At 60.9% G+C, this 24,506-nt stretch carries 22 protein-coding genes; 11 read left to right on the forward strand and 11 right to left on the reverse strand.

Features of this window, described 5'->3' with window-relative positions:
* Positions 1–2: 2 nt before the first annotated feature.
* The 4 genes from F8N66_RS10995 to F8N66_RS11010 are packed head-to-tail and all read right to left on the reverse strand — an operon-like array spanning position 3 to position 4,251.
* Positions 3–641, reverse strand: coding sequence for an aldolase (locus F8N66_RS10995; RefSeq protein WP_150770192.1), 639 nt, complete (start codon positions 639–641; stop codon positions 3–5).
* Positions 638–1,930 carry a 3-oxo-tetronate kinase gene (gene otnK, locus F8N66_RS11000; RefSeq protein ID WP_150770193.1) on the reverse strand — a complete coding sequence of 431 codons (1,293 nt, stop codon included), beginning with the start codon at positions 1,928–1,930 and terminating at the stop codon, positions 638–640. Before otnK ends, F8N66_RS10995 begins: the two co-directional genes overlap by 4 nt.
* 20 nt (positions 1,931–1,950) lie before the next feature.
* On the reverse strand, positions 1,951–2,925 hold the full coding sequence (gene denD / locus F8N66_RS11005; RefSeq protein WP_150770194.1) for a D-erythronate dehydrogenase: 975 nt from the start codon (positions 2,923–2,925) through the stop codon (positions 1,951–1,953).
* Positions 2,926–2,940: 15 nt separating this feature from the next.
* A complete protein-coding gene (locus F8N66_RS11010) occupies positions 2,941–4,251 on the reverse strand; it encodes an MFS transporter (protein WP_150770195.1) in 1,311 nt (436 codons plus the stop codon).
* 160 nt (positions 4,252–4,411) lie between these two features.
* Here F8N66_RS11010 and F8N66_RS11015 point away from each other — a divergent pair, with 160 nt between their 5' ends.
* The 7 genes from F8N66_RS11015 to F8N66_RS11045 all read left to right on the forward strand — a co-directional run bounded on the left by F8N66_RS11015 (position 4,412) and on the right by F8N66_RS11045 (position 12,493).
* On the forward strand, positions 4,412–5,197 hold the full coding sequence (locus F8N66_RS11015; RefSeq protein WP_150770196.1) for a FadR/GntR family transcriptional regulator: 786 nt from the start codon (positions 4,412–4,414) through the stop codon (positions 5,195–5,197).
* Positions 5,198–5,717: 520 nt separating this feature from the next.
* Positions 5,718–6,968, forward strand: coding sequence for an OprD family outer membrane porin (locus F8N66_RS11020; RefSeq protein WP_150770197.1), 1,251 nt, complete (start codon positions 5,718–5,720; stop codon positions 6,966–6,968).
* A gap of 160 nt (positions 6,969–7,128) precedes the next feature.
* Complete coding sequence (locus tag F8N66_RS11025; RefSeq protein WP_150770198.1) at positions 7,129–8,484, forward strand: spinster family MFS transporter; 1,356 nt, start codon at positions 7,129–7,131, stop codon at positions 8,482–8,484.
* Between the two features lie 85 nt (positions 8,485–8,569).
* Positions 8,570–9,544, forward strand: coding sequence for an AraC family transcriptional regulator (locus F8N66_RS11030; RefSeq protein ID WP_150770199.1), 975 nt, complete (start codon positions 8,570–8,572; stop codon positions 9,542–9,544).
* Between the two features lie 95 nt (positions 9,545–9,639).
* On the forward strand, positions 9,640–10,746 hold the full coding sequence (locus F8N66_RS11035; RefSeq protein WP_150770200.1) for an NAD/NADP-dependent octopine/nopaline dehydrogenase family protein: 1,107 nt from the start codon (positions 9,640–9,642) through the stop codon (positions 10,744–10,746).
* Positions 10,746–11,744 (forward strand): 3-hydroxybutyryl-CoA dehydrogenase, encoded by a 999-nt coding sequence (locus tag F8N66_RS11040; RefSeq protein WP_150770201.1) that lies wholly within the window; start codon positions 10,746–10,748, stop codon positions 11,742–11,744. Before F8N66_RS11035 ends, F8N66_RS11040 begins: the two co-directional genes overlap by 1 nt.
* A gap of 449 nt (positions 11,745–12,193) precedes the next feature.
* Positions 12,194–12,493 carry a hypothetical protein gene (locus F8N66_RS11045; protein ID WP_150770202.1) on the forward strand — a complete coding sequence of 100 codons (300 nt, stop codon included), beginning with the start codon at positions 12,194–12,196 and terminating at the stop codon, positions 12,491–12,493.
* A gap of 184 nt (positions 12,494–12,677) precedes the next feature.
* Here F8N66_RS11045 and F8N66_RS11050 read toward each other — a convergent pair whose 3' ends face one another.
* Both F8N66_RS11050 and F8N66_RS11055 read right to left on the reverse strand, forming a co-directional pair.
* Positions 12,678–12,950 (reverse strand): hypothetical protein, encoded by a 273-nt coding sequence (locus F8N66_RS11050; protein ID WP_150770203.1) that lies wholly within the window; start codon positions 12,948–12,950, stop codon positions 12,678–12,680.
* Positions 12,951–13,123: 173 nt separating this feature from the next.
* Entirely contained in the window at positions 13,124–14,026 is a 903-nt protein-coding gene (locus F8N66_RS11055; RefSeq protein ID WP_150770204.1) for a LysR family transcriptional regulator, read from the reverse strand.
* A 275-nt stretch (positions 14,027–14,301) separates the two neighbouring features.
* Between F8N66_RS11055 and F8N66_RS11060 the strand changes: the two genes are divergently transcribed.
* Together F8N66_RS11060 and salA are read left to right on the forward strand one after the other, a co-directional pair.
* Entirely contained in the window at positions 14,302–15,642 is a 1,341-nt protein-coding gene (locus F8N66_RS11060; protein ID WP_150770205.1) for an MFS transporter, read from the forward strand.
* A 195-nt stretch (positions 15,643–15,837) separates the two neighbouring features.
* Entirely contained in the window at positions 15,838–17,121 is a 1,284-nt protein-coding gene (salA, locus tag F8N66_RS11065; protein WP_150770206.1) for a salicylate 1-monooxygenase, read from the forward strand.
* A gap of 118 nt (positions 17,122–17,239) precedes the next feature.
* Here the strand turns inward: salA and F8N66_RS11070 are convergent, their stop codons facing one another.
* Positions 17,240–18,445 carry an MFS transporter gene (locus F8N66_RS11070; RefSeq protein WP_150770207.1) on the reverse strand — a complete coding sequence of 402 codons (1,206 nt, stop codon included), beginning with the start codon at positions 18,443–18,445 and terminating at the stop codon, positions 17,240–17,242.
* 140 nt (positions 18,446–18,585) lie between these two features.
* Here F8N66_RS11070 and F8N66_RS11075 point away from each other — a divergent pair, with 140 nt between their 5' ends.
* The gene (locus tag F8N66_RS11075) at positions 18,586–19,509 is read left to right on the forward strand and encodes a LysR family transcriptional regulator (RefSeq protein WP_150770208.1); all 924 of its coding nucleotides are present in this window, start codon (positions 18,586–18,588) and stop codon (positions 19,507–19,509) included.
* Positions 19,510–19,689: 180 nt separating this feature from the next.
* Here the strand turns inward: F8N66_RS11075 and F8N66_RS11080 are convergent, their stop codons facing one another.
* The 4 genes from F8N66_RS11080 to F8N66_RS11100 all read right to left on the reverse strand — a co-directional run bounded on the left by F8N66_RS11080 (position 19,690) and on the right by F8N66_RS11100 (position 23,012).
* On the reverse strand, positions 19,690–20,016 hold the full coding sequence (locus F8N66_RS11080) for a DMT family transporter (RefSeq protein WP_150770209.1): 327 nt from the start codon (positions 20,014–20,016) through the stop codon (positions 19,690–19,692).
* A 66-nt stretch (positions 20,017–20,082) separates the two neighbouring features.
* Complete coding sequence (locus F8N66_RS11085; protein WP_150770210.1) at positions 20,083–21,084, reverse strand: SLAC1 anion channel family protein; 1,002 nt, start codon at positions 21,082–21,084, stop codon at positions 20,083–20,085.
* 535 nt (positions 21,085–21,619) lie between these two features.
* Entirely contained in the window at positions 21,620–21,946 is a 327-nt protein-coding gene (locus F8N66_RS11095) for a DMT family transporter (protein WP_150770211.1), read from the reverse strand.
* A gap of 64 nt (positions 21,947–22,010) precedes the next feature.
* The gene (locus F8N66_RS11100; protein WP_150770212.1) at positions 22,011–23,012 is read right to left on the reverse strand and encodes an SLAC1 anion channel family protein; all 1,002 of its coding nucleotides are present in this window, start codon (positions 23,010–23,012) and stop codon (positions 22,011–22,013) included.
* Between the two features lie 116 nt (positions 23,013–23,128).
* Here F8N66_RS11100 and F8N66_RS11105 point away from each other — a divergent pair, with 116 nt between their 5' ends.
* Entirely contained in the window at positions 23,129–24,085 is a 957-nt protein-coding gene (locus F8N66_RS11105; RefSeq protein ID WP_150770213.1) for a GlxA family transcriptional regulator, read from the forward strand.
* Positions 24,086–24,506 lie beyond the last annotated feature (421 nt).

Consider the following 24,506-nt stretch of genomic DNA (forward strand, 5'->3'; position numbering starts at 1 on the left):
TGTTACCACTGGACCGCGAACACCTCGCGCAACTCTTCCAGCGCCGCCTGGCTCAGCGGGCTCGGCCGGGGATTGCTCATCAGCCAGAGGCGCGCCGTTTCTTCCAGCTCTTCCAGGGCATAGCTGGCCCTGGACACCGAACTTTCCCAGACCACCGGCCCCAGGCGCTCAAGCATGACCCCGCGCACGCGGTTGGCCAGTTGCGCCACCCGTTCGGCCACCTTCGGCGAGCCGGGACGTTCATAGGCAATCAGCGGGATGTGCCCGACCTTCATCACCTGATAGGGGGTCAGCGGCGGCAGGATGTCATCCTCGTGCCAGACCCCGGCCAAGGTCAATGCCACCAGATGGGTCGAGTGGGTGTGCACCACGCCGCCGACCCCCGGGTTGCGATCATAGACCTGACGGTGCAAGGCCAGGGTTTTCGACGGTTTGTCGCCGCTGACCCATTCCCCGGCCAGGTTGACCTTGGCAATCGAAGCCGGGTCCAGCCGGCCCAGGCACGCGTCCGTGGGCGTGATCAGCCAGCCATCGTCCAGCCGGGCGCTGATGTTGCCGGCACTGCCCACCGTGTAGCCACGGCCATACAACGAGGCGCCGACCTCGCAGATCTCTTCGCGCAGGGCGATTTCGTTGCTCATGCCGGGGCTCCCGCCAGGTGCTTGAGGGCCTTGTCAAAAAAGTCAGGACCGCCGAAATTGCCGGACTTGAGGGCCAGGGCCAGCGGTTCTCCGGGCGTGCTGACGCAAGCGGGCACCCCCGGATCGATTTGCGCACCGATCTGCAGCAGCTGGACGTTCAGCGCCTGGACCACGGCCCCCGACGTTTCCCCTCCGGCGACCACGAAGCGGCGAACACCGGCCATGCGCAATCCGCTGGCGATCCGGCCCATGGCCTGCTCGACCAGGTGCCCCGCACGCTCGGACCCCAGTTCGCGTTGTACGGCCTTGACCTCGTCCGGCGTGCTGGTGGCGTAGATCAGCACCGTTTGCCGGTGGTCAGCGACGAAGGCCAGCGCCTGCTCGATGACCGGTTGTCCTGCGGCCAGGGCCAGCGGGTCGACCCGAAAGGCCGGGCGACCGGCCTGCAGCCAGGTCGCCACCTGGCCATTGGTGGCTTGCGAAGCGCTGCCCGCGAGCACCACTTCGCCACCTTCGACCGTGGGCACTTGCGCAGCGTCCAGTTCGCGCAGTTTACCGGCACGGCGAAAGTTGTCCGGCAAGCCCAGGGCCAGCCCGGAACCGCCGGTGAGCAGGGCAAGGTCGGCGCAGGCTTCGCCCAGCACATGCAGGTCGGCATCGGACAAAGCGTCGGCGATCGCCATGCGGCAGCCGTCGGCGCGCAGTTGGCCGATGCGGGTTCGAATGCTCTCCACGCCGCCGGACACCGTGTCATGCCGCAGCAAGCCGACCTTGCCCCGGGTCTGCGCTTGCAGCACGCGAACCAGGTTCGCGTCGGTCATGGGCGTCAGCGGGTGATGCTGCATGCCCGACTCGCTGAGCAGCTGGTCCTGGACGAACAAATGCCCGCGAAAGACCGTGCGGCCGTTTTCCGGAAAGGCAGGGCACGCCAGGGTGAAATCACTGTTCAGCGCGTCGAGCAAGGCGTCGCTGACCTGGCCGATGTTGCCGGCAGCGGTCGAGTCGAAGGTCGAACAGTACTTGAAGAAAATCTGCTCGCAGCCGCGCTCACGCAGCCAGTGCAACGCTTCGAGCGACGCCTTCACGGCCTCGGCGGCGGGCACGGTGCGGGACTTCAGGGCAATGACGATTGCATCGGCGTCGAGCTGGCCGGCCACATCGGCCGCGGGGATGCCGATGCTTTGCACGGTGCGCATGCCACCGCGCACCAGCATGTTGGCAAGGTCGGTGGCGCCGGTGAAATCGTCGGCGATACAGCCCAGCAACGGCCGGGCAGGGGCGTTCAACATAGCGGGTTCCTCAATCGGGTTTAGCCGGGCAGATACTCGTTGCGGAACTGCTCGATCACATCGGTGAAATCTTCATCCGCGGTGAACCCCAGGTCCCGGGAGTAGGTCGCGCTGAAGGCGCCAGGCCACGACCCGACAATCCGCTCGATCGCCGGATTGCGTTCCAGGCGAATCCGCCCGGCCACCTCGGCGCCAGCGGTCTGGCGCAGCGCGTCGATCATCCGTTCGACGGTAATCGACAGCCCCGGCATGTTGATCACCCGGCCCTGGGTCAGTTGCTCGCCGGACAGTTCGTGACCATGGATCAGGTTGCGGATCGCCTGCGCTGGCGACATCAGCCACAGCCGGGTTTCAAGCGGCACCGGGCACACGCTGGGCTGGCCGTTGAGCGGTTCGCGGATGATGCCGCTGGCGAAACTGGATGCGGCCATATTGGGTTTGCCCGGACGCACCACGATGGTCGGCATGCGCAGGCTGCGGCCATCGACGAACGCACGCCGGCTGTAGTCGGCGAGCAGCAGGTCGTTCATGGCCTTTTGCGTGCCATAGGAACTCTGCGGCGCCCAGACCTGATCGTCGCGCACGATCTGCGGCAATTGCCCGCCGAACACCGCGACCGAACTGGTCATCACCCATTTCGGGCACGTGCCCAGCTGGCGAATGCGTTCGAGCATGTTCTGGGTCGCCGTGAAATTGATGCGCATGCCCAGTTCGAAATCGGCTTCGGCCTGGCTGGAGACCACCGCCGCCAGATGGAAGATGCTGTCGGTGCTGGCGTCGATCAGGCGGTCGAGCACCTGCGGATCGGCGATGTCGCCACACACCACCTTGACCCGCGGATCGTCGATCCCTTCGAGGGCGACCATGTCGAAGGCGACGATTTGCCTGATGGCTTGAGTCTGGCCAGCGCGGTCGGTGAGCGAACCACGCAGCAGCAGGGCTTCGATCAGACGGCGGCCAAGGAAGCCGGCTGCACCGGTCACGAGAATATTCATGAGTTACTCCAAACGTCAGCGGTTGACGAGTTTTCCGGGAATTCTGAAGACCAGCAGGGCACCCAGGAACAGGGCGCTTGCCATCACGTACATGCCGATCGTGGTGCTGTGGGTGGTGTCTTTGAGGAAGCCCATCAGGTACGGCGAGACGAAGCCCGCGAGGTTGCCCCAGGAGTTGATCAGGGCGATGCCGGCGGCGGCGGCCGTGCCACCGAGGAAGGCGGTCGGCAGGCTCCAGAACAACGGCAGGGTGCTCATGGCGCCCATGGAACCGAGGGTCAGGCCGATCATGGACACGGTGAAGTTGTCGCTCCAGGTGGCGGAAATGAACAGGCCGATGCCCCCGAGCACTGCGGTCAGCGCCAGGTGCCAGCGACGTTCGCGCAGCCGGTCGGCGCTGCGCGACACCAGGATCATGGTCATCGCCGCGGCGGCGTAAGGGATGGCGGTGAGCATGCCGACCTGCAACACATCGCTGACGCCGGCCTGGCGGATGAGGGTCGGCAACCAGAAACCGACGGTGTAGAAACCGGCGATCATGCAGAAGTAGATGGCCGTCAGCAGCCAGATGCGCGGCTGCAGGAACACCTCTTTGAGGCTGTGTTTCTGGTGGCCGGCGGACTCCGCGTCGATGCGCGTCTGCAGCAGGTTTTTTTCTTCCCGGGTGAGCCAGCCAGCACTGGAGATGCGGTCGCTGAGGCAGAAAATCACCAGGATACCGACGGCGATCGAAGGCAGGCCTTCAAGAAAGAACAGCCACTGCCAGCCGGCAAACCCGTGGTCACCGTTGAAGGCGCTCATGATCCAGCCGGACAAGGGCGCGCCGATCAGCCCGGACAGCGGCACCGCCGTGGCAAACAGGGCGTACATCTTGCCGCGCCGATGGGTCGGGAACCAGTAGGACAGATAGAGGATCACGCCGGGGTAGAACCCGGCCTCGGCGATCCCCAGCAGGAACCGCATGATGTAGAAGGACATCGGCGTACTGACCAGTGCCATGGCCGAGGAAATGATGCCCCAGGTGATCATGATGCGGGCGATCCACAACCGCGCGCCAACGCGATGCAGGATCAGGTTGCTGGGAATTTCCACGAGGAAGTAGGCAATGAAGAAGATCCCTGCGCCCAGGCCATAGACGGCTTCGGAAAACTGTAGGTCGTCGGACATTTGCAGCTTGGCGAAACCGACGTTGACCCGGTCCAGATAGGCGACCAGGTAGCACAGCAACAACAGCGGCAGGATGCGCCACGCCACTTTGCGATACGCCAGATCCTCGAAGCGATCGGCGGGCACGGCGGCACCGGTTTGAATCACTGATTCAGTCATGTGTTTCCCCCATCCTTATTTTTGTAGTGGGTGACGTTGTTTTTGTCGGATTACATGATGTGGCGTTTTTTATCATAATACGTCATACGAATTCAACCGCGAGATTCAGAGAGGACGGCAGGTCTAAAATGCAGTACCGTTCACCGATTTGACCCCTGAGATGCCTATGCCCATTCCTGACAAATCTTCCTGTGCCGCCGATGCGCTGGCGGTCCTGAAGGACTCCGCCAAAGGCACGCTGTCCGATCAGGTGACGGCCGCCCTGAAGGCCTATATCGCCAGCGGCGAAGCGCTGCCGGGCGATCGCCTGCCCACTGAACCGGTGCTCTCGGAGCGTTTCGGGGTCAGCCGGACGGTGATTCGCGAGGCGATTTCGCGCCTCAAGTCAGCCGGCCTGGTCGAGGTTCGCCAGGGCAGCGGTACCGTGGTCAACGAAGGCGCGCACATCAAGGCGTTCACCATCGATCTGGATGTCGGCGGGTCGATCGAGGCGGTATTGCGGGTTACCGAACTGCGCCGAGGTATCGAAGGCGAGGCGGCTGCCCTGGCCGCGCAGCGGCACTCATCGGCACAGCTCAAAGCCATTCACCAGGCACTGAAGGCCATCGATGCCGCCGAGCAGGCGGGGCGCGATGGCGTGGAGGAAGACCTGGCGTTCCATCACTCCATTTCCCGGGCGACCGGCAATCCGCTGTACCCGTCGCTGCACGAGTTCATCGCGCAATTCATCAAGGAGGCGATCCGCATTACGCGCTCCAACGAGGAACGCCGCCGCGACCTGGCCAAGACCGTGCAGGCCGAGCACTTCGCGGTGTACGCGGCCATCGCCGAGCGTGACCCGGAGGCTGCTCGCCAGGCGGCGCTCACCCACATCAATAACGCGGTCGAGCGGCTCAAGAGTGCCGATCCCTCGTTCTGGCAAAATCCGGGGAAGAGGACTTCCTAGTCCTGTGCGTGCCTGATCGCGACGACCAGGCCGCTGCATAGCCACCCCACGAAACATCTGCTAAAAAATTAGCCCCTCTGCTGCATCGACCGGTTGAACCCCCAACCGGTAGCGGCCTGTCCCCGCTGCGCCGTTATCCGCGTGGCCTGCGTCCGCATGTCCGGATGCCATTTACGGCTGATCGGCGCTGAACCCACTAAGGGAAACCTTTAGCCGGGTTGGAGATTTCCCCCTTGGCGATGCTGTTCATCTTGATACCGGCGCAGCGTCCGGTGACTTACCTTGCGTGGACAAGCGGCGTGCCGTCGTGGCGGACACTGTCATTCAGTCCGCCTGGCGTTTTACCCCATAACAACAAGAGGCCAGACAATGCTCGTACCCAATGTCCCCTATCTCTCTCCTGCAATCCGCCAGAAGTTGCCAGGCCACTGCCCCGCAGCTTCCCGGTCGCCAGGTTTTTAGTTTGATCCTGCTCCTATAAATACAAGTGCCCAGGCACATACAGATGTGGAGATGTCAGATGTTTCAGGGAAAGCAATCGTGCCGTGGGCTCGGCATTGCCGGCGTGGTGGGGATGATCTGTTCGCCGTTGGCCGCACAGGCCGATGTGATAGATGACAGCCACTTCAAGGTGGATACACGTAACTTCTACTTGCACCGCAACTACACCAACACCAACGCGCCGGATTCCGAAGTGCACAGTTGGTCCCAGGGTTTCGATGCGCAGTTCACCTCCGGCTACACCGACACCACGCTGGCCATCGGTCTTGATGTGGATGCGCAATACGCCGTGCGCCTGGATTCGTCGGGCAATGACGGTTCGCTGCCGTACAGCGTGCGCGACCGGCAAACGGCCGACGACTACAGCCGCGCCGGCGCAACCTTGAAGATGCGCTACAGCAAGACCGAGCTGAAAGTGGGCGATCTTCGCCCACAATTGCCGGTGGCCTTCGATGACCCCAGCCGGCAACTGGATACCATCTACCAGGGCGCCGTGGTCGAGTCGAAGGAAGTGGAAGGGTTGACGTTGACCGGCGGGCGCTTCTGGTCTGCCGTGACACGGGAGTCGTCCAACCACGAGAAACTGTACAAATATGGCTCCACCGACAATCTCGACAGTGACGGCCTGGACTTCGGCGGCGCCACTTACGACATCACCAAGAACCTGCAAGCCAGTTACTTCTACGGCGTGTTGCACGACATTTACCAGCAGCACTATTTCGGCCTGATGCACATGGCCGATCTGGGCAATGGCTACCGACTCAAAACCGATTTGCGCTACTTCAATAACAACGAAGACGGCAATGCCTTGAATGGCGTGATCGACAACCGTTCCTGGGGCACCTTGTTCTCCTTGCTCAAGGGCGCTCACATGTTTGGCGTCAGTTACCAGCGCATGCTCGGTGACAGCGTGTTCCCGACCATGAACGGCTATATCCCGCAACCTTACCTGGTGCACTGGTCGTCCCTGGGGTTTGTCCGCCCGGGTGAAAAATCCTGGGGCGTGCGCTACGGCTATGACTTTGCCGCAATGGGCCTGCCGGGGCTGAAGTTCTACACCCGCTACATCAAGGGTACGAACTGGGACCGTGGTGCAAACCTGAGCGACAACCAGGAAAGCGAACGCTACCTGGGGCTCAGCTACGTGGTGCAGAGCGGGGCGCTGCAAGGCTTGGGCGTGGACTTGCGCAATATCGACGTGAAACAGAAGTACGGCTACGACTACAACGAATTCCGTGTCGCCACCACTTACACCTGGAAGTTCTGGTAAGCCCAGTCCGCCCGCAGAAGACCCCCATAACAATAAGAGGCCTGACCATGTTGCAACCACTTGTCCTTTACATCTGCCCCGCAACTTCCCCGTCGGTGCCCCGTGCACCGTCACCCGGCGCGCTGCGCGCATGAGCGGATTCCAAGAGGAGCACACCCTAGTGAATATTCAGGTCGATAACGCGATCCTGCAGCAGAAGAAAACCTACCTGTACGAGTGGTATGTGGTTGGCCTGTGCATGGTCGCCTACATCTTTTCGTTTGTGGATCGGCAGATCCTGGCGCTGATGATCGAGCCGATCAAGGCCGACCTGCAGATCAGCGACACCCAGTTCAGCTTGCTGCACGGCCTGGCGTTTTCGTTGTTCTACGCCTTCATGGGCATGCCCATCGCCTACCTGGCCGACCGCTTCTCCCGACCGAAAATCATCGCCGTCGGCGTGGTCTTCTGGAGCCTGGCGACCGCCGCGTGCGGCCTGAGCAAGAACTTCCTGCACATGTTCCTCGCGCGCATTGGCGTCGGTGTCGGCGAAGCGGCCCTGTCGCCCTCGGCGTACTCGATGTTCAGCGACATGTTCCCCAAGGAAAAACTCGGTCGCGCCGTCGGCATCTATTCGATCGGTTCGTTCGTGGGCGGCGGCCTGGCCTTCCTGGTGGGCGGCTATGTGATCGCGATGCTCAAGGACATGAACACCATCGAGGTGGCCTTTCTCGGCGCGATGAAGGCCTGGCAGCTGGCGTTCTTCATTGTCGGCCTGCCCGGTATCGTCGTCGGTTTGCTGATCTGGCTCACCGTGCGCGACCCGGCGCGCAAGGGCTTGCAGGTCGATGCGCAGGGCCGGCCGAAGAAGGTCGCGCTGGGTGACGGCATGCGTTTTCTCGGCCGCCACCGTGCCACCTTCACCTGCCATTACCTGGGCTTTTCGTTCTACGCCATGGTCCTGTTCTGCATGATGAGCTGGAGCCCGGCGCTGTACATCCGCAAGTTCGGCCTGACGCCGGTCGAGGCGGGCTACATGCTCGGCACCGTGCTGTTGCTGGCCAACACCGCCGGGGTGTTGTTCGGCGGATGGCTCACCGACCTGTTAGCCAAGCGCGGTCATCAGGACGCGGCGATGCGCACCGGGGTGATTGGCGCAATCGGCATGGCGGTGCCGGCGGTGCTGTTCCCGCAAGTCGACTCGCTGTGGCTGTCGGTGACCCTGCTGGTGCCGGCGATGTTCTTCGCCTCGTTCCCGATGCCGGCGTCCACGGCGGCGATGCAGATCCTCGCGCCAAACCAGGTGCGCGCGCAGGTCTCGGCGGTGTTCCTGCTGATCAGCAACCTGCTGGGCCTGGGCCTGGGCACCACGCTGGTGGCGCTGTTGACCGACCGCTACTTCGGCTCGCCCGCGGCGGTCGGTTCGTCGATGTCGCTGGTGATCGTCGGTGCATCGGCCTTGACCGTGCTGTTGCTCTGGCGTGGCTGCGGTCATTTCCGCGAAAGCTATGCCCGGGAGTATCCGGGCCGCGCTTGATTGGTCATAGTCCATGATCGGTGCCCCGGCCTCGCTCCTGTAGAAGGGAGCGGGGCCGAGGCGCTCCAGATCAGGAGAACCCTTGATGTTGAATGATGTACACCTGCTGGAACGGCACAGCCTGCTCAGCTCGGCCGATTACCGTGAGATCAAGGACAAGGTCAGCCACTACCTGTGCCCGCACAGCTTCAACGTGTTGCGTGACGAGCCGATCCATACCCGGCTCAACGGCGTCTTCTTCGGCGATTCGGCGCTGCTCGACTTGCGCTATGGCGCGCCGGTGGAGATCACCATCGGCGACATTGCCGACCAGTACCTGTTTCGCATCACCTTGCAGGGCCATTGCGAAGTGGCCCACGGGCGGCGCAGCGCGGCGATGCAGTCGGGGTGCCTGAGCGTTTCCTCGCCGTTCGCGCAAAGCCGCATCGTCACCGATAGCCAATGCCGCAACCTGATCCTGCGGGTCGACCGTGATGCCCTGGAGACGCAACTGCAACGCCTGCTCGGCCGCAGCCTGCGGCAGTCGGTGATCTTTGATGTCAGCGTCGACCCCCTCGGCGCCGGCGTCGTCAGCCTCTATCACACCCTGGACTACATTTGCCGGCTGTATGGCAGCGGCGTGGACGGTTCGCGCCTCGCCAGCGGCCTGTCCGACTACCTGATGCAACTGCTGCTGACCCAGCTGCCGCACAACTACTCCGCGGACCTGTTGATCGATACGCGCGCGCCGCTGCCGCACCACGTGAAAAAAGCCCGCGACTACATCGAGGCGCACCTGGACGAACCGATCAGCCTGGCAACCCTGAGCGAGCTGTGTGGCGTCTCGGTCCGCACCTTGCAGAGCGGCTTCCGGCAGTTTCTCCAGCAAGCGCCGGTCGAGTACATCCGTGACCGCCGCCTGGCGCTGATCCACGAGTCGCTCAAGCAGGGCAATGGCGGCGATACCGTCACCGATATCCTGTTGCGTCACGGCATCAACAGCTTCGGGCATTTTTCCAGCGCCTACCGGCAACGCTATGGCTGCCTGCCGTCGGACACCCTGCGCCGACGCCCGCATTGAGACGCCTGCGCAATCCGTCAGTCGGCTGCGCAATCGGATAAGTCCGCGGCGGTGCGGCCCGCTAGCATCGAGTCTCTTACAAGAGGAGCGACTCCATGAAGATTACGGTGCTGGGTGGTGGACACGGTTGTTATGCCGCGGCTGTCGAAATGGCTGAAAAGGGGCATCAGACCCGCCTGTGGCGCCGTGATTCGGCAGCGCTCAGGGAACTGCTGGCCATCGGCAGCCTGACCATCAAGGACTATCGGGGCACCCGCCAGCTCTCCGTCGGCCAGCCGGGCGACACGCTGTCACTGACCGACGACCTGGCCGAAGCCCTGGGCGATGCGCAACTGATCATCATCCCGCTGCCGTCGACCTCCCACGAAGACCTGGCCAAACAAGTGGCGCCGCACCTGCGCGACGGTCAGGTGGTGTTCCTGCCGCCCGGCACCTTCGGCAGCTACGTATTCGCCAAGGCCATGGCCGATGCCGGTAACCAGAGCAAAGTGGCCTTCGCGGAAACCGGCACGCTGCCGTACCTGGTGCGCAAGCACGGGGCCAGCGACCTGGTGATCAGCTGCTACGCGACCCGTCTGCCGACCGGTGTGTTTCCAAGCAACCTGTCCGAACACGCGTTCGCCGTACTGCGCGAGGCCTACCCGAGTGTCGAGCCGATCGAAGACGCCCTGAGCGGCGCGTTGATGAACGCCGGCCCCATCATCCACCCGCCACTGATCATGATGAACGCCGGTCCCCTGGAGCATTTCGAGGCCTGGGACATTCACAACGAGGGCACCCAGCCGTCGATTCGCCGCGTGACCAACCAGCTGGATGCCGAGCGCATGGCCGTGCGCGAGGCACTGACCTACGGCGCACCGCACTTTCCCCTGGCCGATCACTACAACAAAAGCGAAGGCGAGGAGTGGATGTACGGTCGCGGCGCCCACGGCAAGCTGACCGACAGCGGCGACTGGCGCGAAGACATCGATCTGCAGAAACACCGCTACATGCTCGAAGACACCCGCCTGGGCTTGTCCTTCCTGGTGTCGGTCGGCCGTTGGGCCGGTGTGCCGACCCCGGTTGCGCAGGGCCTGCTGAGCATTGCTTCGGTCGTTGCCGGGCGCGACCTGTATGCCGAAGGGCGCACCCTGGAAAACCTCGGCCTGGACAAGCTTGACCGGGTGCAAATGACCGAGCTGCTGAGCAGGGGGTTCAACTGATGGACGCTGCGTTGCCCCATGTCAGCGTGGTCGGCGCCGGGCGGATGGGCGAGGGCATTGCCCTGGCGTTCATCCATGCGGGCCTGCCGGTCACCCTCATCGATATCAAGGATCGCGCCGAGGAGGAGCGCCTCGGTTACTTCGAGCGTGTGCGTAACAACATCCACAGCGAACTGCAGATGCTGGTGCGCCTCGGCCTGCTCCAGCCGGCGCAGGCGGACATTGCCCTGTCCCGGTTGACGCTTAAATCCAGGTCCCAGGCCGACGAAACACTGCGCCAGTGCGACCTGGTGTTCGAAGCCGTGCCGGAAGTCGTCGAGGTCAAGCAGCAGACCTTCGCCTGGATCAGCGAGCAGGTCCCGGCGTCGACCATCATCGCCTCGACCACCTCGACCTTCCTGGTCACCGAGTTGAGCGAAATGGTCAGTGAGCCTGCGCGCTTTGTGAACGCGCACTGGCTCAACCCGGCGTACTTGATGCCGCTGGTGGAAGTCAGCCGCAGTGAAGCGACCTGCCCGCAGGTGGTCGAGCGGCTGCTGCAACTGCTCAAGCGGATCGGCAAGGTGCCCGTGGTGTGCAATCCGGTGGCGGGCTACATCGTGCCGCGCATCCAGGCCCTGGCGATGAACGAAGCCGCGCGGATGGTGGAAGAGGGCGTGGCCAGCGCGGAAGATATCGACACCGCGGTGCGCGTCGGCTTTGGTTTGCGCTTCTCGGTGCTGGGCCTGCTGGAGTTCATCGACTGGGGCGGCGGCGACATTCTCTACTACGCCTCGCGTTACCTGAGTGGCGCACTGTCGCCGCGTTTCGAGTCGCCACAGGTGATTGCCGACAACATGCACAACGGCCGCAATGGCTTGCGCGATGGCCAGGGTTTCTACGATTACCGTGACCTGGACGTGGACGCCTACAAGCAGCAGCGGCTTGGCGCCTTTGTCCGCAAGCTGGAGTTGTCGGGGTTGACGCCTGCGTTCGATGGCGCCTTGAAGCAGCCCTGACGGCGCATGCTCCCCTGTAGGAGCGAGCCTGCTCGCGAAAAACGCCCAGACACCGCGTTCATCCTGACAGGGCGCGTTATCGTTGACGACCATCGCGAGCGGGGCTCGCTTCTACAGGGGATCGGGGCACCCGCCAAAGCCAGGTCGGCTTTATACTTTTACGGATGTACGCATTCCCTTGTAGGAGCGAGCCCTGCTCGCGAAAAACGCGCAGACACCGCGATCATACAGACAGCCCGCGTTATCGTTGGCGTCCATTGCGAGCAGGTCGAATGCGTTATTCGACCGCTGTCCGGTGGTAGGCCGGATAGTCGGTGTAGCCTCGGGTGGGGCTGCCGTTGATGCCGTAAAAGGTCTTGCGATCAGCTTGTGCCGTCGGTCGCCTGCCGCCCCTCTTTTCGCCCCGGGGTGCAAACTTTGAGGTGCGACTCTAATGGAGGCGTACAACCATGAGCATAACCCTACCGAGCGCAATGAGCGCAGCGCTGCTGGCCGCAGCCTGCCTGCCAGCGCTGGCAGACTCATCCACGCAACAAAACCTGACCCGCACCGTGGCTGAACCCGTTGCCTTCCAGGTCTCGACAGTCTCGGCTCCAGCCGCTGGAGCCAACGACGCTGCCGACGACGCCTCTGGCTACATCCAGGCAGTCGGAAGAACGGGTTCACATTCGATGCATCCCAATGCGCCTGTACCCGCCGAGCAATTGGCTGACGATGTCGAGGTGCTACGGCAACCCGCAGATCAATAGCCACAAGCTCCCGGGAGCAATCACCGCCTGAGTGCTCGAAGCCCGCAGCCGTCAACGGCCGTTGCTGGAACGACAATCATCCAGCATGGCACCCACCCTGCGGCTCTTGCGGGCTTCGATCACTCGCGATTCAACCATCACGCGATGGCGTCGAACGCCGGGCCTGTCAGGCCCCGCGCTTGCTTCATTTGAGTTGCGTTTTGATTTGCGTTCCGGGCACGAAATATTGACCGGGATCATCGGCCTGCTTCAGGTCGACAAAGGCCCGGCATATGCAATGGGAGAATTGTTCCTGCAGCGCTTCGGGGTCTTTCCATGTCATGGGTGATGCTTGCGCGGGTTGTCCCCCGGACGCCTTGTAGCAGACACAATTGTCCAGTCGGGTGACGCCGTCGTTGGTGCTCTGACAAGCCGTGACAAGCAACGAGATCGCGATGAGCATGGCGAAGCGCTTCATTGGCTTCCCTCCGAGGCTTTGGTGAAGGGCTGACTCTCAACAGGCAGTAGATGCAAGCTTAGCTCGCAATTTTCGCCGCTCCATCCCTTGGCTGCTTTTGGTGGCGGCCGCCCTCCATGAATGCTGCCTTGAACCCCTATTGGCAGGGGGGGAGCGGCTTGACCCGCCCGGATTCAGTCGGAGAACAGCTCGAACATCAGCTGCCGCAACCAGCGGTTGGCCGGATCCTTGTTGTATCGGGCATGCCAGAACAGGTTGATTTCGATGGTCGGTAAATCCACCGGTGGCGGTATGACCGTGAGTCCGAAGGGCTCTTCGCAACTGCTGGCAAACCGTTCGGGCACCGTCGCCAGCAAGTCGGTGCGTTGCAGTATCTGGCCGATCGCGACGAAGTGCGGAACCTCCAGCCGTATGTTGCGCTCGATGCCGGCGCGCGCGAGGAAGTTATCCACGATGCCGTGCCCGGTGTTCGCCGCGACCACACGAACGTGGTGAAAGCTGCAGTAGCGCGCAAGCGTCAAGGGTTCCCGGGTGGCAGGATGGCCTTTGCGACACAGGCAGACGTAGCGGTGGTGGAACAGGCGTTGCTGGAAAAAGCCCGCTTGAAGGTGCGGCAACAACCCGACTGCAAGGTCTATTGAACCGTTTTGCAGCCCTTCGGCCAGGGTGTCTGCGTTGTTGCTCAAGGTGCTGATGGAGCAACCGGGCGCGCGCTCGGCCAGGGCATCCATCAGCCGCGGCATGAAGTAGATTTCACCGATGTCGGTCATTGCCATGCTGAATCGGCGATGGCTGGTGAGCGGGTCAAACGTATCCTGGCGACTCAGCGCATCGCGCAGCGTCTGGATGGCCAGCGCCACCGGCTCGGCCAACTGGTGCGCATAGGGCGTGGGCTCCATGCCCTGGTAAGTGCGCACGAACAGTTCGTCGTTCAAGGTCGTGCGTAATCGCTTCAGCGCGTTGCTGACAGCGGGTTGGGTCAGTTGAAGATTATCCGCCGCCGTCGAGACCCTGCGGTCGATCAACAGTTGGTTGAACACCAACAGCAGGTTGAGATCCAGCTCTCGTAATTCCATAACGCCTCAAGCGCTGAAAGACAGCGAGCCTATCAAGTGCCGCGCCGTCGCGTCCATCGCAAGCGCGGCATGGCGTATGAGTGTCCGCGATCTTTATTCACGCTCGAAATAACGGGTATGCGGATCACTGCATTTCACAGGCGGCAGGCCTTGGCCATGATCACCGCACGGCCCGGGTTGCGGAGGGCCTGCGTCACGCGGGAGCGAGAGCTGCGTGATTTCCGGAGGCTTGTGAACCTCCGGCTCTAATAACAACGACAAAAAAGAGCGATGCCATGCGTACGATCGATGTATCAGCCCTGATTGACGGGGCTCGTTTCAATACCTTCCATGCGCGCGTGCTGTTCTGGTGCGCGCTGATCATCATCTTCGACGGATATGACCTGGTCATCTATGGCGTCGTATTGCCCTCGTTGATGGCCGAGTGGGGCTTGAGTTCGCTGCAGGCCGGGGCGCTGGGCAGCTGCGCGCTGATCGGCATGATGCTGGGGGCACTGTTTTTCGGCTCATTGTCGGACCGGATAGGCCGACGTAAAACCATCATGATCTGCGTCACCCTGTTCAGTGGGGTCACGGCGCTCAACGGCCTGGCGCAGAGCCCGGAAACGTTTGCGTTATGCCGATTCATTGCCGGTCTGGGCATCGGCGGCGTGATGCCGAACGTCGTCGCGCTGATGAACGAGTACGCGCCGAAGAAATCCCGCAGCACCCTGGTGGCGCTGATGTTCAGTGGCTATTCGTTAGGGGGCATGTTGTCTGCCGGCCTGGGCATGGCGCTGATTCCTCAGTGGGGATGGCAGGCGGTGTTTTACGTCGCCTTGATTCCACTGTTGGCCTTGCCCTTTTTGATCAGGCAACTGCCCGAGTCGATGGAGTTCCTGCTGCGTTCCGGGCAGACCTCCAGGGCTCAGGCCTTGTTGATGCAGGTCGAACCGAGCCACGTGCCGGGTGCAGCCGACCAGTTGAACCGCCAGGTGGCCCAAGGCGCGGACGTGTCGATTGCGCAGTTGTTCCGTGAGGGGCGCAAGCTCAGCACGTTCATGCTGTGGCTGGCGTTTTTCTGTTGCCTGTTGATGGTCTATGCACTGAGTTCCTGGTTGCCAAAGCTCATGAGTGCCGCCGGCTACGGTTTGAATTCGAGCCTGGCGTTTCTGGTGGCCCTGAACCTCGGGGCGATTATTGGCGCCGTGGCGGGCGGTTGGCTGGGTGATCGAGTCGGCATCGCCAAGGTGTTGTTTGTCTTCTTCGCAGGCGGCGCCCTGGCGTTGAGCCTGCTGGCGCTCAAGGCGCCATTGCCGGTGCTCTATCTGCTGATCGGCGTGGCGGGGGCCTGCACCATCGGCACGCAGATCCTCGCCAACGCTTGTACCGTGCAGTATTACCCGCCGCAGATTCGCTCGACCGGCCTCGGCTGGGCGATGGGGGTGGGGCGCACGGGGGCGATCATCGGCCCGCTGCTGGGCGGCGCACTGCATGCGTCGTCCTTGTCGCTTCAGGCGAGCTTCCTGATTTTTGCGCTGCCGGGCTTGATCGGCGCCATCGCGATCCTGGTCTTCCTGATCGCAAACGTCCCGGGCCGGCAGGGCTCCCGCGCCAGGCAAACCGTCGCGCAATAAACCCACGCAGCTGACATAAAGACGAGCCCCAGAGGCTCGTTTTTTTATGGGCGCCTTTCGATCATCGAGCGATGGGGCTGCCCAGTAATATTCACGTCGATGATGCGGTGTATTGAAGTGGCGGTATTTATCAATAGCACTCGGCGCACGATGATTGAGCGACTCCAATAACAATCAGTCACACGGGTAATAGCCATGCGTACATCTCAGTCTGCCTTGCACATCGGTATTGTCGGCGGCGGCATCGCCGGCGTGGCGTTGGCCCTCGATCTGTGCCGCCACGCCCATCTCAGCGTCCAGTTGTTCGAAGCGGCGTCGGCCTTTGGCGAAGTAGGGGCGGGTGTCTCCTTCGGCGCCAACGCTGTGCGCGCCATCGCCGGCCTGGGCATTGCCGAACCCTACCGGCAGATCGCCGACCGCACGCTGGATCCGTGGCAGGACATCTGGTTCGAATGGCGTCGTGGCGAGGATGCCGGTTACCTGGGCGCGAGCCTGGCCGAAGGCGTCGGACAGTCGTCAGTGCACCGTGCGGATTTTCTCGACGCGCTGGCCCGTCAGTTGCCGGAAGGGATCGCCCGATTCGGCAAGCGTGCGGTGAGCGTGGAGCAGGATGCCGGGCAGGCCCGCGTGCTGTTCACCGATGGCAGCGAGCATCGCTGTGACCTGCTGATCGCGGCGGACGGGATCAAGTCTTCGATTCGTGATCACGTGCTTCAAGGCCTCGGCCAGCCCCTGGCGGCACCGCGCTTCAGCGGCACCTGCGCCTACCGCGGGATGATCGACAGCCAGGCGTTGCGCGCCGCCTACCGTGCCCGTGGTATCGACGAACACCTGGTCGACGTGCCGCAGATGTACCTGGGGCTCGACGCTCACATCCTCACCTTCCCGGTCAAGCAGGGGCGGCTGATCAACGTGGTGGCATTCACCTCCGATCGCAGTCGGCCGGACCCGTCCTGGCCAAGCGATGCGCCCTGGGTCCGCAATGCCAGCCAGGCGGAAATGCTCGCCGCGTTCGCCGGCTGGGGCGATGCCGCGCGGGTGCTGCTGGAGTGCATTGCGCAACCGACACTGTGGGCGCTGCACGAACTCGATGAACTGGCGGGCTACGTCCACGGCCGGGTGGGGCTGATTGGCGACGCGGCTCACGCCATGTTGCCGCACCAGGGCGCCGGGGCAGGGCAGGGGCTCGAAGATGCCTGGCTGCTGGCGCGATTGCTGGCCGATCCACAGGTGCTGGCGAGCCGGCCACAAGCGGTGCTCGAAGTGTATGACGCCATTCGCCGTCCCCGTGCCTGTCGTGTGCAACGCACGTCCTGGGAAGCTGGCGAGCTTTACGAAATGCGCGATCCGGCAGTCGCCGACGACGATCAATTGCTGGGCAAAACCCTCGCCGAACGTTTCGACTGGTTGTGGAACCACGATCTGCAATCGGACCTGACACAGGCGCGTGAGCGGTTGGGGTGGGACGCGCTCGCTTAGGCACGTTCATGGCTTGTCCTCCACGTTGAGGGAGGACAAGTGTCAATCAGTCACAACCCGCGGTGGTCGCTATTCGACCCGATCCGGACAATGAAGCGCCTGGCCAGGCACGATGGGTTCACGCTGCATGTTCGCTCCTTGCATTCCTTGAAATAGAGGCCCCCAGGAAGTAAAGCATCCCACCCGCAATGATGAAGAGCAGGAGCATGTAGAACATGTAGTGGGCAGGCTGCGTTGCCAGGACCATTCCGCACAGGACAGGCCCCAATGCCGAGCCGAGGTTGCTCAGGTTTTGAGCACCGTAGTACATGCCCCGCAGGTGACTGGGCGCGATGTTGTCGATGAACATGTATTCAGCGGGAAATACGATCATTTCGCCCACGGTGAAAATGGCCATGGAAATCACCCAGAAAACCAGGGTGGTGGACAGGGCGAAACCCGCCAGCCCCAGGATGAACATGCTGAGTCCCCCCGCGAGCCACAGATTCAGATGTTCGTGAGAAATCCTTTTGCCGACCCTGTGTTGCAGGCTGATCACCATCAGCGCATTTGTCGCGACAACGGTGCTGATAATCCGGTAGGTCGCCTCGGGTGTCGTGGTGACCACCAGGTATTGCGAGAGATAAGCGGTGAACTGGCCGAAAACCACGGCACTGAGCAATCCGCCCAGGGTAAAGCACACCAGCCGGTAATCGCGCAGAAGAAGCATGCCCACTGCCAGGAACGGCGCCGGTTGCCGGCTTGCCTCGACGCTCGCCAGGCGTCCGTCGCCCCACACGAAGTAGATTGAAAAGAACCCGGCCCCAAGTCCCGCCGACATCAGAAATGGCAGGCTGGGATCCAGCGTGGCCATCCCCGCACCGAGAAAGGGCCCGACGGCATAACCGATGTTGGTCAACGTGTATTTGATCGAAAACACTTCGCTGCGCCCGGCGACAGGGAGCAGGCGGCCAAATCCGGATTTCACAGCGATATCGATGACGGCATACGCCAGGTTGATGGCCACCAGGCAGAGGTAGAACTGCCAGAGATCGCGCGCTATGTAAGTCCCAAGAAAGCCCGTTGTGAACACGCCACTGAAGCCCAGGATGAGTCGGTAACTGGATAATCTATCCACCAGAAAGCCGCCATACAGGCTCAATAGCGAGCCGATGATCAGCGTGCTTCCGATCACCAGGCCGATATCGGCGACGCTCAATCTGAAATTCCCCGCCAGGTAGATGACCAGGTAAGGCAGCGTGATCGCGCGGGCCAGTGTCAGTACCAGTGACGCAGAGAGCAGCAGGTTTACCGTCGTGGGATAGTTTTTTAGCGTGGTCAGCATCCGAGCCTCATCGTCATGTTTACAAAGGTCGCGCCCGCGACTCCTTGAGGGTGTGGTCGAAGCTTACTGTTGAATTAAGTTCTGATTTATGATGATTTTTACCGAGTTGCCCGAACTCAATTCATGAATACAGGCCGTCTATGTTTTCCTCCGAACGCTTGAAGGGTATCGATGTGTTTGTCTGCGTGTCGGAATTCGGCAGCTTCACGGCTGCCGCCGAACAGTTGAACCTGACGGCTTCTGCCGTTAGTAAAAGCATCGCCCGGCTGGAAAAACGGCTGGGGGTTCGACTGTTCCAGCGCACGACACGGCGGTTGTCGCTGACCGATGCCGGGGTTGCGTTCCATCGAACGTGCACGGGTGTGCTTGCCGACCTGGAAGAAGCCGAGCTTTCACTCCAGGCCGAAAACACCGAGCCTCGCGGGCGTGTGCGAATTGACCTGCCAGGTGCGTACGGTCGCGTACAGGTGATGCCGATCCTCCTGCAATGGATGCAGGATCATCCGTTGCTGATACCGCACCTCTCCTTCAGCGACGGTTTCATTGATCCGCTCAAGGAAGGCGTGGACATTGTGGTGCGTATCGGTGGCGCGCAGGCCTGGCCGGAGACGGTGGGGCATCGCCTTCTCGCTCGTGAGCGGCATACCTTCTGTGCATCCCCCTCGTACCTGGCCCGCCACGGCATTCCCCTGTCTGAAAGCGACCTTGAGCACCACCCGTGCATTGCCTATGGCTGGGTGGACGGAAGCATCAGCCCCTGGAGCTTCGCAGGCGAGCAGGGCGCAACCCTGCGCAGGCAGATAACGCCTCGACTGGTGGTGGGTAATGGCGATGCGCTGATGATGGCTGCGCTGGCAGGCCTCGGTATCGCACAGCTGCCGTCGTGGCTGATAAAACAACAGCTGCAAGAGGGGAAACTGGTGGAAGTATTGCCTCAGCTGGCAACCGAAGGGATGAGTATCAACCTGGCCTGGATCAAAAGTCGCCAAGCGCTTCCCAAGGTTCGTCTGTTGCTGGAGGCACTGATCGCGGGGCTGACGTCGCTTGATGGCAGTAGCCGATGACTGCTTCTGGCTGTTTTGTGCCGGTGGTGAAGGGCTGCAACCCATAGCTGCCCCTCGCGACAGGTAGAAATCGACACAAAGCGGTCTTTTTAAAGTATGAACCGCTGCTGATATCTCAAAGCAATCTTCGACTGCACTCCTCTTTCTCACAGTTAAAACATGGGGGTTGCTTCGACCTGATTAGGCCACCCAACGTAGCCCGGCGACACTCACCAGGATCAAGCCGATCCACACAAGCCTCCAGAACGACACCACGTCACCCAACCAATACATGCCCACGATAGCTGTGCCCGCGGCGCCGATGCCAGTCCAGACCGCATAGGCAGTGCCTACCGGCAGCACCCGCAGCGCCATCGTGAGCAAACACAGGCTGCCGGCCAGCACGACGACGGTGCCGAACAGCAGCCAGGGCCGTTCAAGGCCGTTAGCCGATTTCAACCCGACCGCAAAGAGAATCTCTAGAAATCCGGCAACGATCAGCAGTAACCACGAGGTGTTGTAGGTCATTGGATGAAACCTGTATGGGGAAAAAAAAGCGAGCCGGTGAAGGCTCGCTAAGGGGGAGGTAAACGATCAGTTGGCCAGCAGTTTTCCGCTGAACAGGCTTTTCAGGGTTTTCACCAACAGCACGGCCAGTGCCACAGTGAGGAACAGCAGAATCATGGCAGCGATGACCATCAGCAGTGTGTTGTCCTGGGCATGTGCGTATTTCAGCGCCGCGTTGCTCAGGGCTGCGATGGGGAAGCTGATTGCCCACCACGAAGGGGCAAAAGGCACATCGCGACGGAAAACCTTGAAGCTCAACACCACGAACAAAAACAGACCGAAGAAGAACAACACGCTGGCAAACCGATCGATCTCGCCGAACACATTGGTGTATGCCAGGAAACCTACTTCAAAAGGAGCGATCAGGACCATCAACGAAGGCACCATGCCTTTGGCCAGAGGGGCTCCATGCACCAGCCGCGAAAAGATCCGGGTGAAGAAAACCAGCGCCAGCACCGCGCCCACGGCGAGGGCAAACAGGTTGAACTCCGCGACCCATGGCATGGGCATGTGCGCACCGGTTACCGCGATATCGAGGGTGGCAACACCTGGAATCAGCCAGGCAGGCACGGCATTCAACGAATCCTGATTGCCCGACAACAGACGGGAAACCACCAAGCCTGCGAGCAACACCGTCAGTGCGCTGCCGAGAATCCACAGCGCCTGTCCGAGCATTTCACTGTGGGGCGCCGCGACGGCCGACAGCAGCAACAGTGCGATGGTGACGGTGCCAAAGAAGTTGCTGGCTATCGGATGATTGAACTCGGCCTTCACAGCTCCTGGGTGTTTCAGCCATTTGCCCAGGTAGCCCAGGGTCAACAACACGAATACCAGACCAGCCAATGCGCCAATCGCTTCACCCAACATGCCACCGATCCCGAAATACTGACCACTCAAACGCCAGGCCAGTCCCAGGCCGGCCAGACCCATCACTGAACCGAACAGATTGATGGGCAGGTTTTTGATGGACGTCGTGCTGGCCGGTACTGATTGAGCTGCAGCGACGTTGGGAATGTATGCAGTGTTCATGGTCGTCTCCCGGTGGACTGATTTTGCTGTTGGGGCTATTTTCAGCCATATTGGACTTGGCTGAAATAGTCACGTAACGACGTATTCAGCCAATGATTCGACGAGGACAGACATCCTGCGCATAACCCTCCTGGCATTCCCCCGCGTGCAGTTGCTGGACATCATCGGTCCCGCCGACGTCTTCGCCGAAGCGGCTAAACAGTTGGGCAATCAGCGGGTTTATCAAGGCAAGTCATCGGTACCGACAAAGGCATGATTAAAGAAGCCCGACGGCATCTTCATCAAGGACGGCAATATCTACTCCTCGGCGGGATTAGCCCACGAACAGCGTGCGGATCATCAGCTAACGATCAATCGTAGGGCGTCCCACTGGGCAGAAGAGGTCGGTGGGGTAATGGCGCAGGTCGTTCAGATCGAGTGACAGATCAATGCTGTGCAGAAGGTGATTAGGTGGGATGTGATCTTCAAGGTTGAACGAGTAAAGCGCATGCACCCTTTTATAATCGGCGTTGCAAAAAATGCGTATTCGCTTTGATTAGGCTAGCCGACGTATCCCGGTGAGACTCAACAGGATCAAACCGATCCAGACAAGCTTCCAGAACGATACCGAATCACCCAGCCAATACATTCCGACGATGACCATGCCGGCAGCAACGATGCCAGTCCAGATCGCATAGACGGTACTTACGTGCAAAACCCGCAATACATCCATCAACAAACACAAACTTCCAGCCAACACGACGGAGTTGCCCACCAGCAGCCAGGGCCGATCAAGAGCGTGTGAAGGTTTCAACCCGACTGCAAAGGCGATCTCCAAAAGTCCGGTGACGATCAGCAGTAACCAGGAAGTGGTGTAAGTCATTTGATGAAACCAGATCGGCAAAAAAAAGCGAGCCGATGAAGGCTCGCTAAAGGGAGGTAAAAGGTCAGTTGGCCAGCAGTTTGCCGCTATACAGGCTAATCAGGGTTTTCACCAATAACACGGTCAGCGCCACAGTGAGGAACAGCAGGATCGCCGCGGCGATGACCACAAGCACGGTGTTGTCCTGGACGTGTGCATATTTCAGCGCCGCATTGCTCAGGGCTGCGATGGGGAAGCTGATTGCCCACCACGAAGGAGCAAAAGGCACATCGCGACGGAATACTTTGAAGCTCAGCACCACGAACAGGAACAGGCCGAAGTAGAACAACACGCTGGCAAACTGGTCGACTTCACCGAACACATTGGTATATGCCAGGAAACCGACTTCAAAGGGCGCAATCAGGACCATCAACGAAGGCACCATGCCTTTGGCCATGGCGGGCTGATGCACTAACCTCGAAAAAATTTGTGAAAAGAAAACCAGCGCCACTACCGCACCCACGGCGAGGGCAAACAGGTTGAACTGTGCAACCCAGGCCATGGGCATGTGCGCGCCAGTGACGGCAATATCTAGGGTGGCAACACCTGGAATCAGCCAGGCGGGTACGGCATTCGATGGGTCTTGACTGCCCGACAACAGGCGATAAACCACCAGGCCGGCGAGCAACACAGTCGACACACTTCCCAGTATCCAGAGCACTTGTCCCAGAATCTGGTGGTGGGGTGTAGCCACCGCTGACAGCAACAGCAGCGCGATAGTGACGGTACCGAAGAAGTTGCTGATGATCGGGTGGTTGAAGTCCGCCCGAACCGCTTCGGGATGTTTCACCCACTTGGTCAGGTAACCCAGGGTCAGCAGCACGAATACCAGGCCGGCCAGTGCGCCAATCGCTTCACCCAACATGCCGCCGATGCCGTAATACTGATCACTCAAGCGCCAGGCGAGACCTAAGCCGGCTAACCCCATCACTGAACCAAACAAATTGATCGGCAGGTTTTTGATCGATGTCGTGCAGGTATGTATCGATTGAGCTGAAGCGACGGAAGGGGGATATGCAGTGTTCATGGCGGACTCCCGTTTGACTGAACTTGCTGTTGGGGCTATTTTCAGCCCAACAGCCTATGGCCGATATTGTCTTGTTGCGACGTATTCAGCCAATGTTTCGACGAGGACGGACATTTGTGAATATTACTCTTCTGGCATTTCCCCGTGTACAGCTGCTAGACGTTATCGGTCCTGCGGACGTCTTCGCCGAAGCGGCTAAACAGCTCGGTAATCCGCGTGCTTACCGAGTCGAAGTTATCGGCACCGAAATAGGGATGATCAAAGGCTCAAACGGTTTGAAGCTTGGCATCGACAAGACCTTCGAAACTTACAAAGCCAAGATCGACACGTTGCTCGTGGCCGGCAGTCCGCACATCGACGAAATCGCTCAGAACCCAGCATTGCAAAATTGGCTACGCAAGCAGGCGAAATCGGTGCGGCGTATCGGTTCGGTCTGTAGTGGCGCCTTTTTGCTGGCCGCCGCTGGGCTGCTCGCTGGGCGCCGTGTCACCACGCATTGGAATTCCAGCGCGAAACTTGCCAAGGAACATCCGGACACGCAGGTCGAGCCTGACAGCATCTACATCAAGGACGGCAACATTTACACCTCGGCGGGGGTTACGGCGGGCATGGACCTGGCATTGGCGCTGGTCGAAGAGGATCACGGCAGGGAACTGGCACTCAGCGTAGCCCGCGAAATGGTGATGTTCTTCAAGCGACCAGGCGGGCAATCGCAGTTCAGTGCGCAATTGGCCGCGCAGACCGCCGAACGCACTGTGATCAGAGATGTGCAGGATTATGTTTTGCAGCACCTTAAGGCCGATCTGAGCGTACCTACCTTGGCTGCTCGCGCGGACATGAGCGAACGAAATTTTGCCCGCACTTTCAAGGCGGAAGCCGGCACGACCCCGGCCGAGTTTGTCGAACTTGCCCGCATCGACGCGGCCAGACGCCTGATTGAAGATTCGGACGTATCACTCAAGCGCTTGGCCGATACCGTCGGCTATGCCAATACGGATGGATTCAGAAGGGCATTCATGCGGCGTCTGGGGGTCGGTCCGAGTGACTATCGAAAGCGGTTTTCATCAGTGTGATGCAAAAGGGGGCCGCTAAACCCCAGGCCCATTGATGGAGCAGCCAAAGTGACGTTGTAGTAGCTATCGACGCGTGCGTTCAATGATGCCTTGGCTTCATGGAATTCAACTGTATGCGGCCAGCATTTCAATGTCCGCTTCTGGCCGTGAGCCGCCCTCCACGAACGGCAGCGATGGATAGACCCCCGTCATGAAAAGCCGATTTCCGACCGGCGCGGAGGGTGAATTATCCGACGGGATCCATGGATCCACGGGGATGGCTTGAATTAAATGCAAGTTGGCACAAAAAGCACGCAAGCACTCGTACAGGATTGTTCAATCCTCGTTACCCTGATTTCCATTGGGTGCCAGGCAGGCGACCCAATGGCGCTCCTGGGTACACGTGATGCTTGATCCTGAAGCTTCTCACCAGGTCTTTACC

The organism is Pseudomonas fluorescens (genome assembly GCF_902498195.1).
Classification (GTDB): Bacteria; Pseudomonadota; Gammaproteobacteria; order Pseudomonadales; family Pseudomonadaceae; genus Aquipseudomonas; species Aquipseudomonas fluorescens_BU.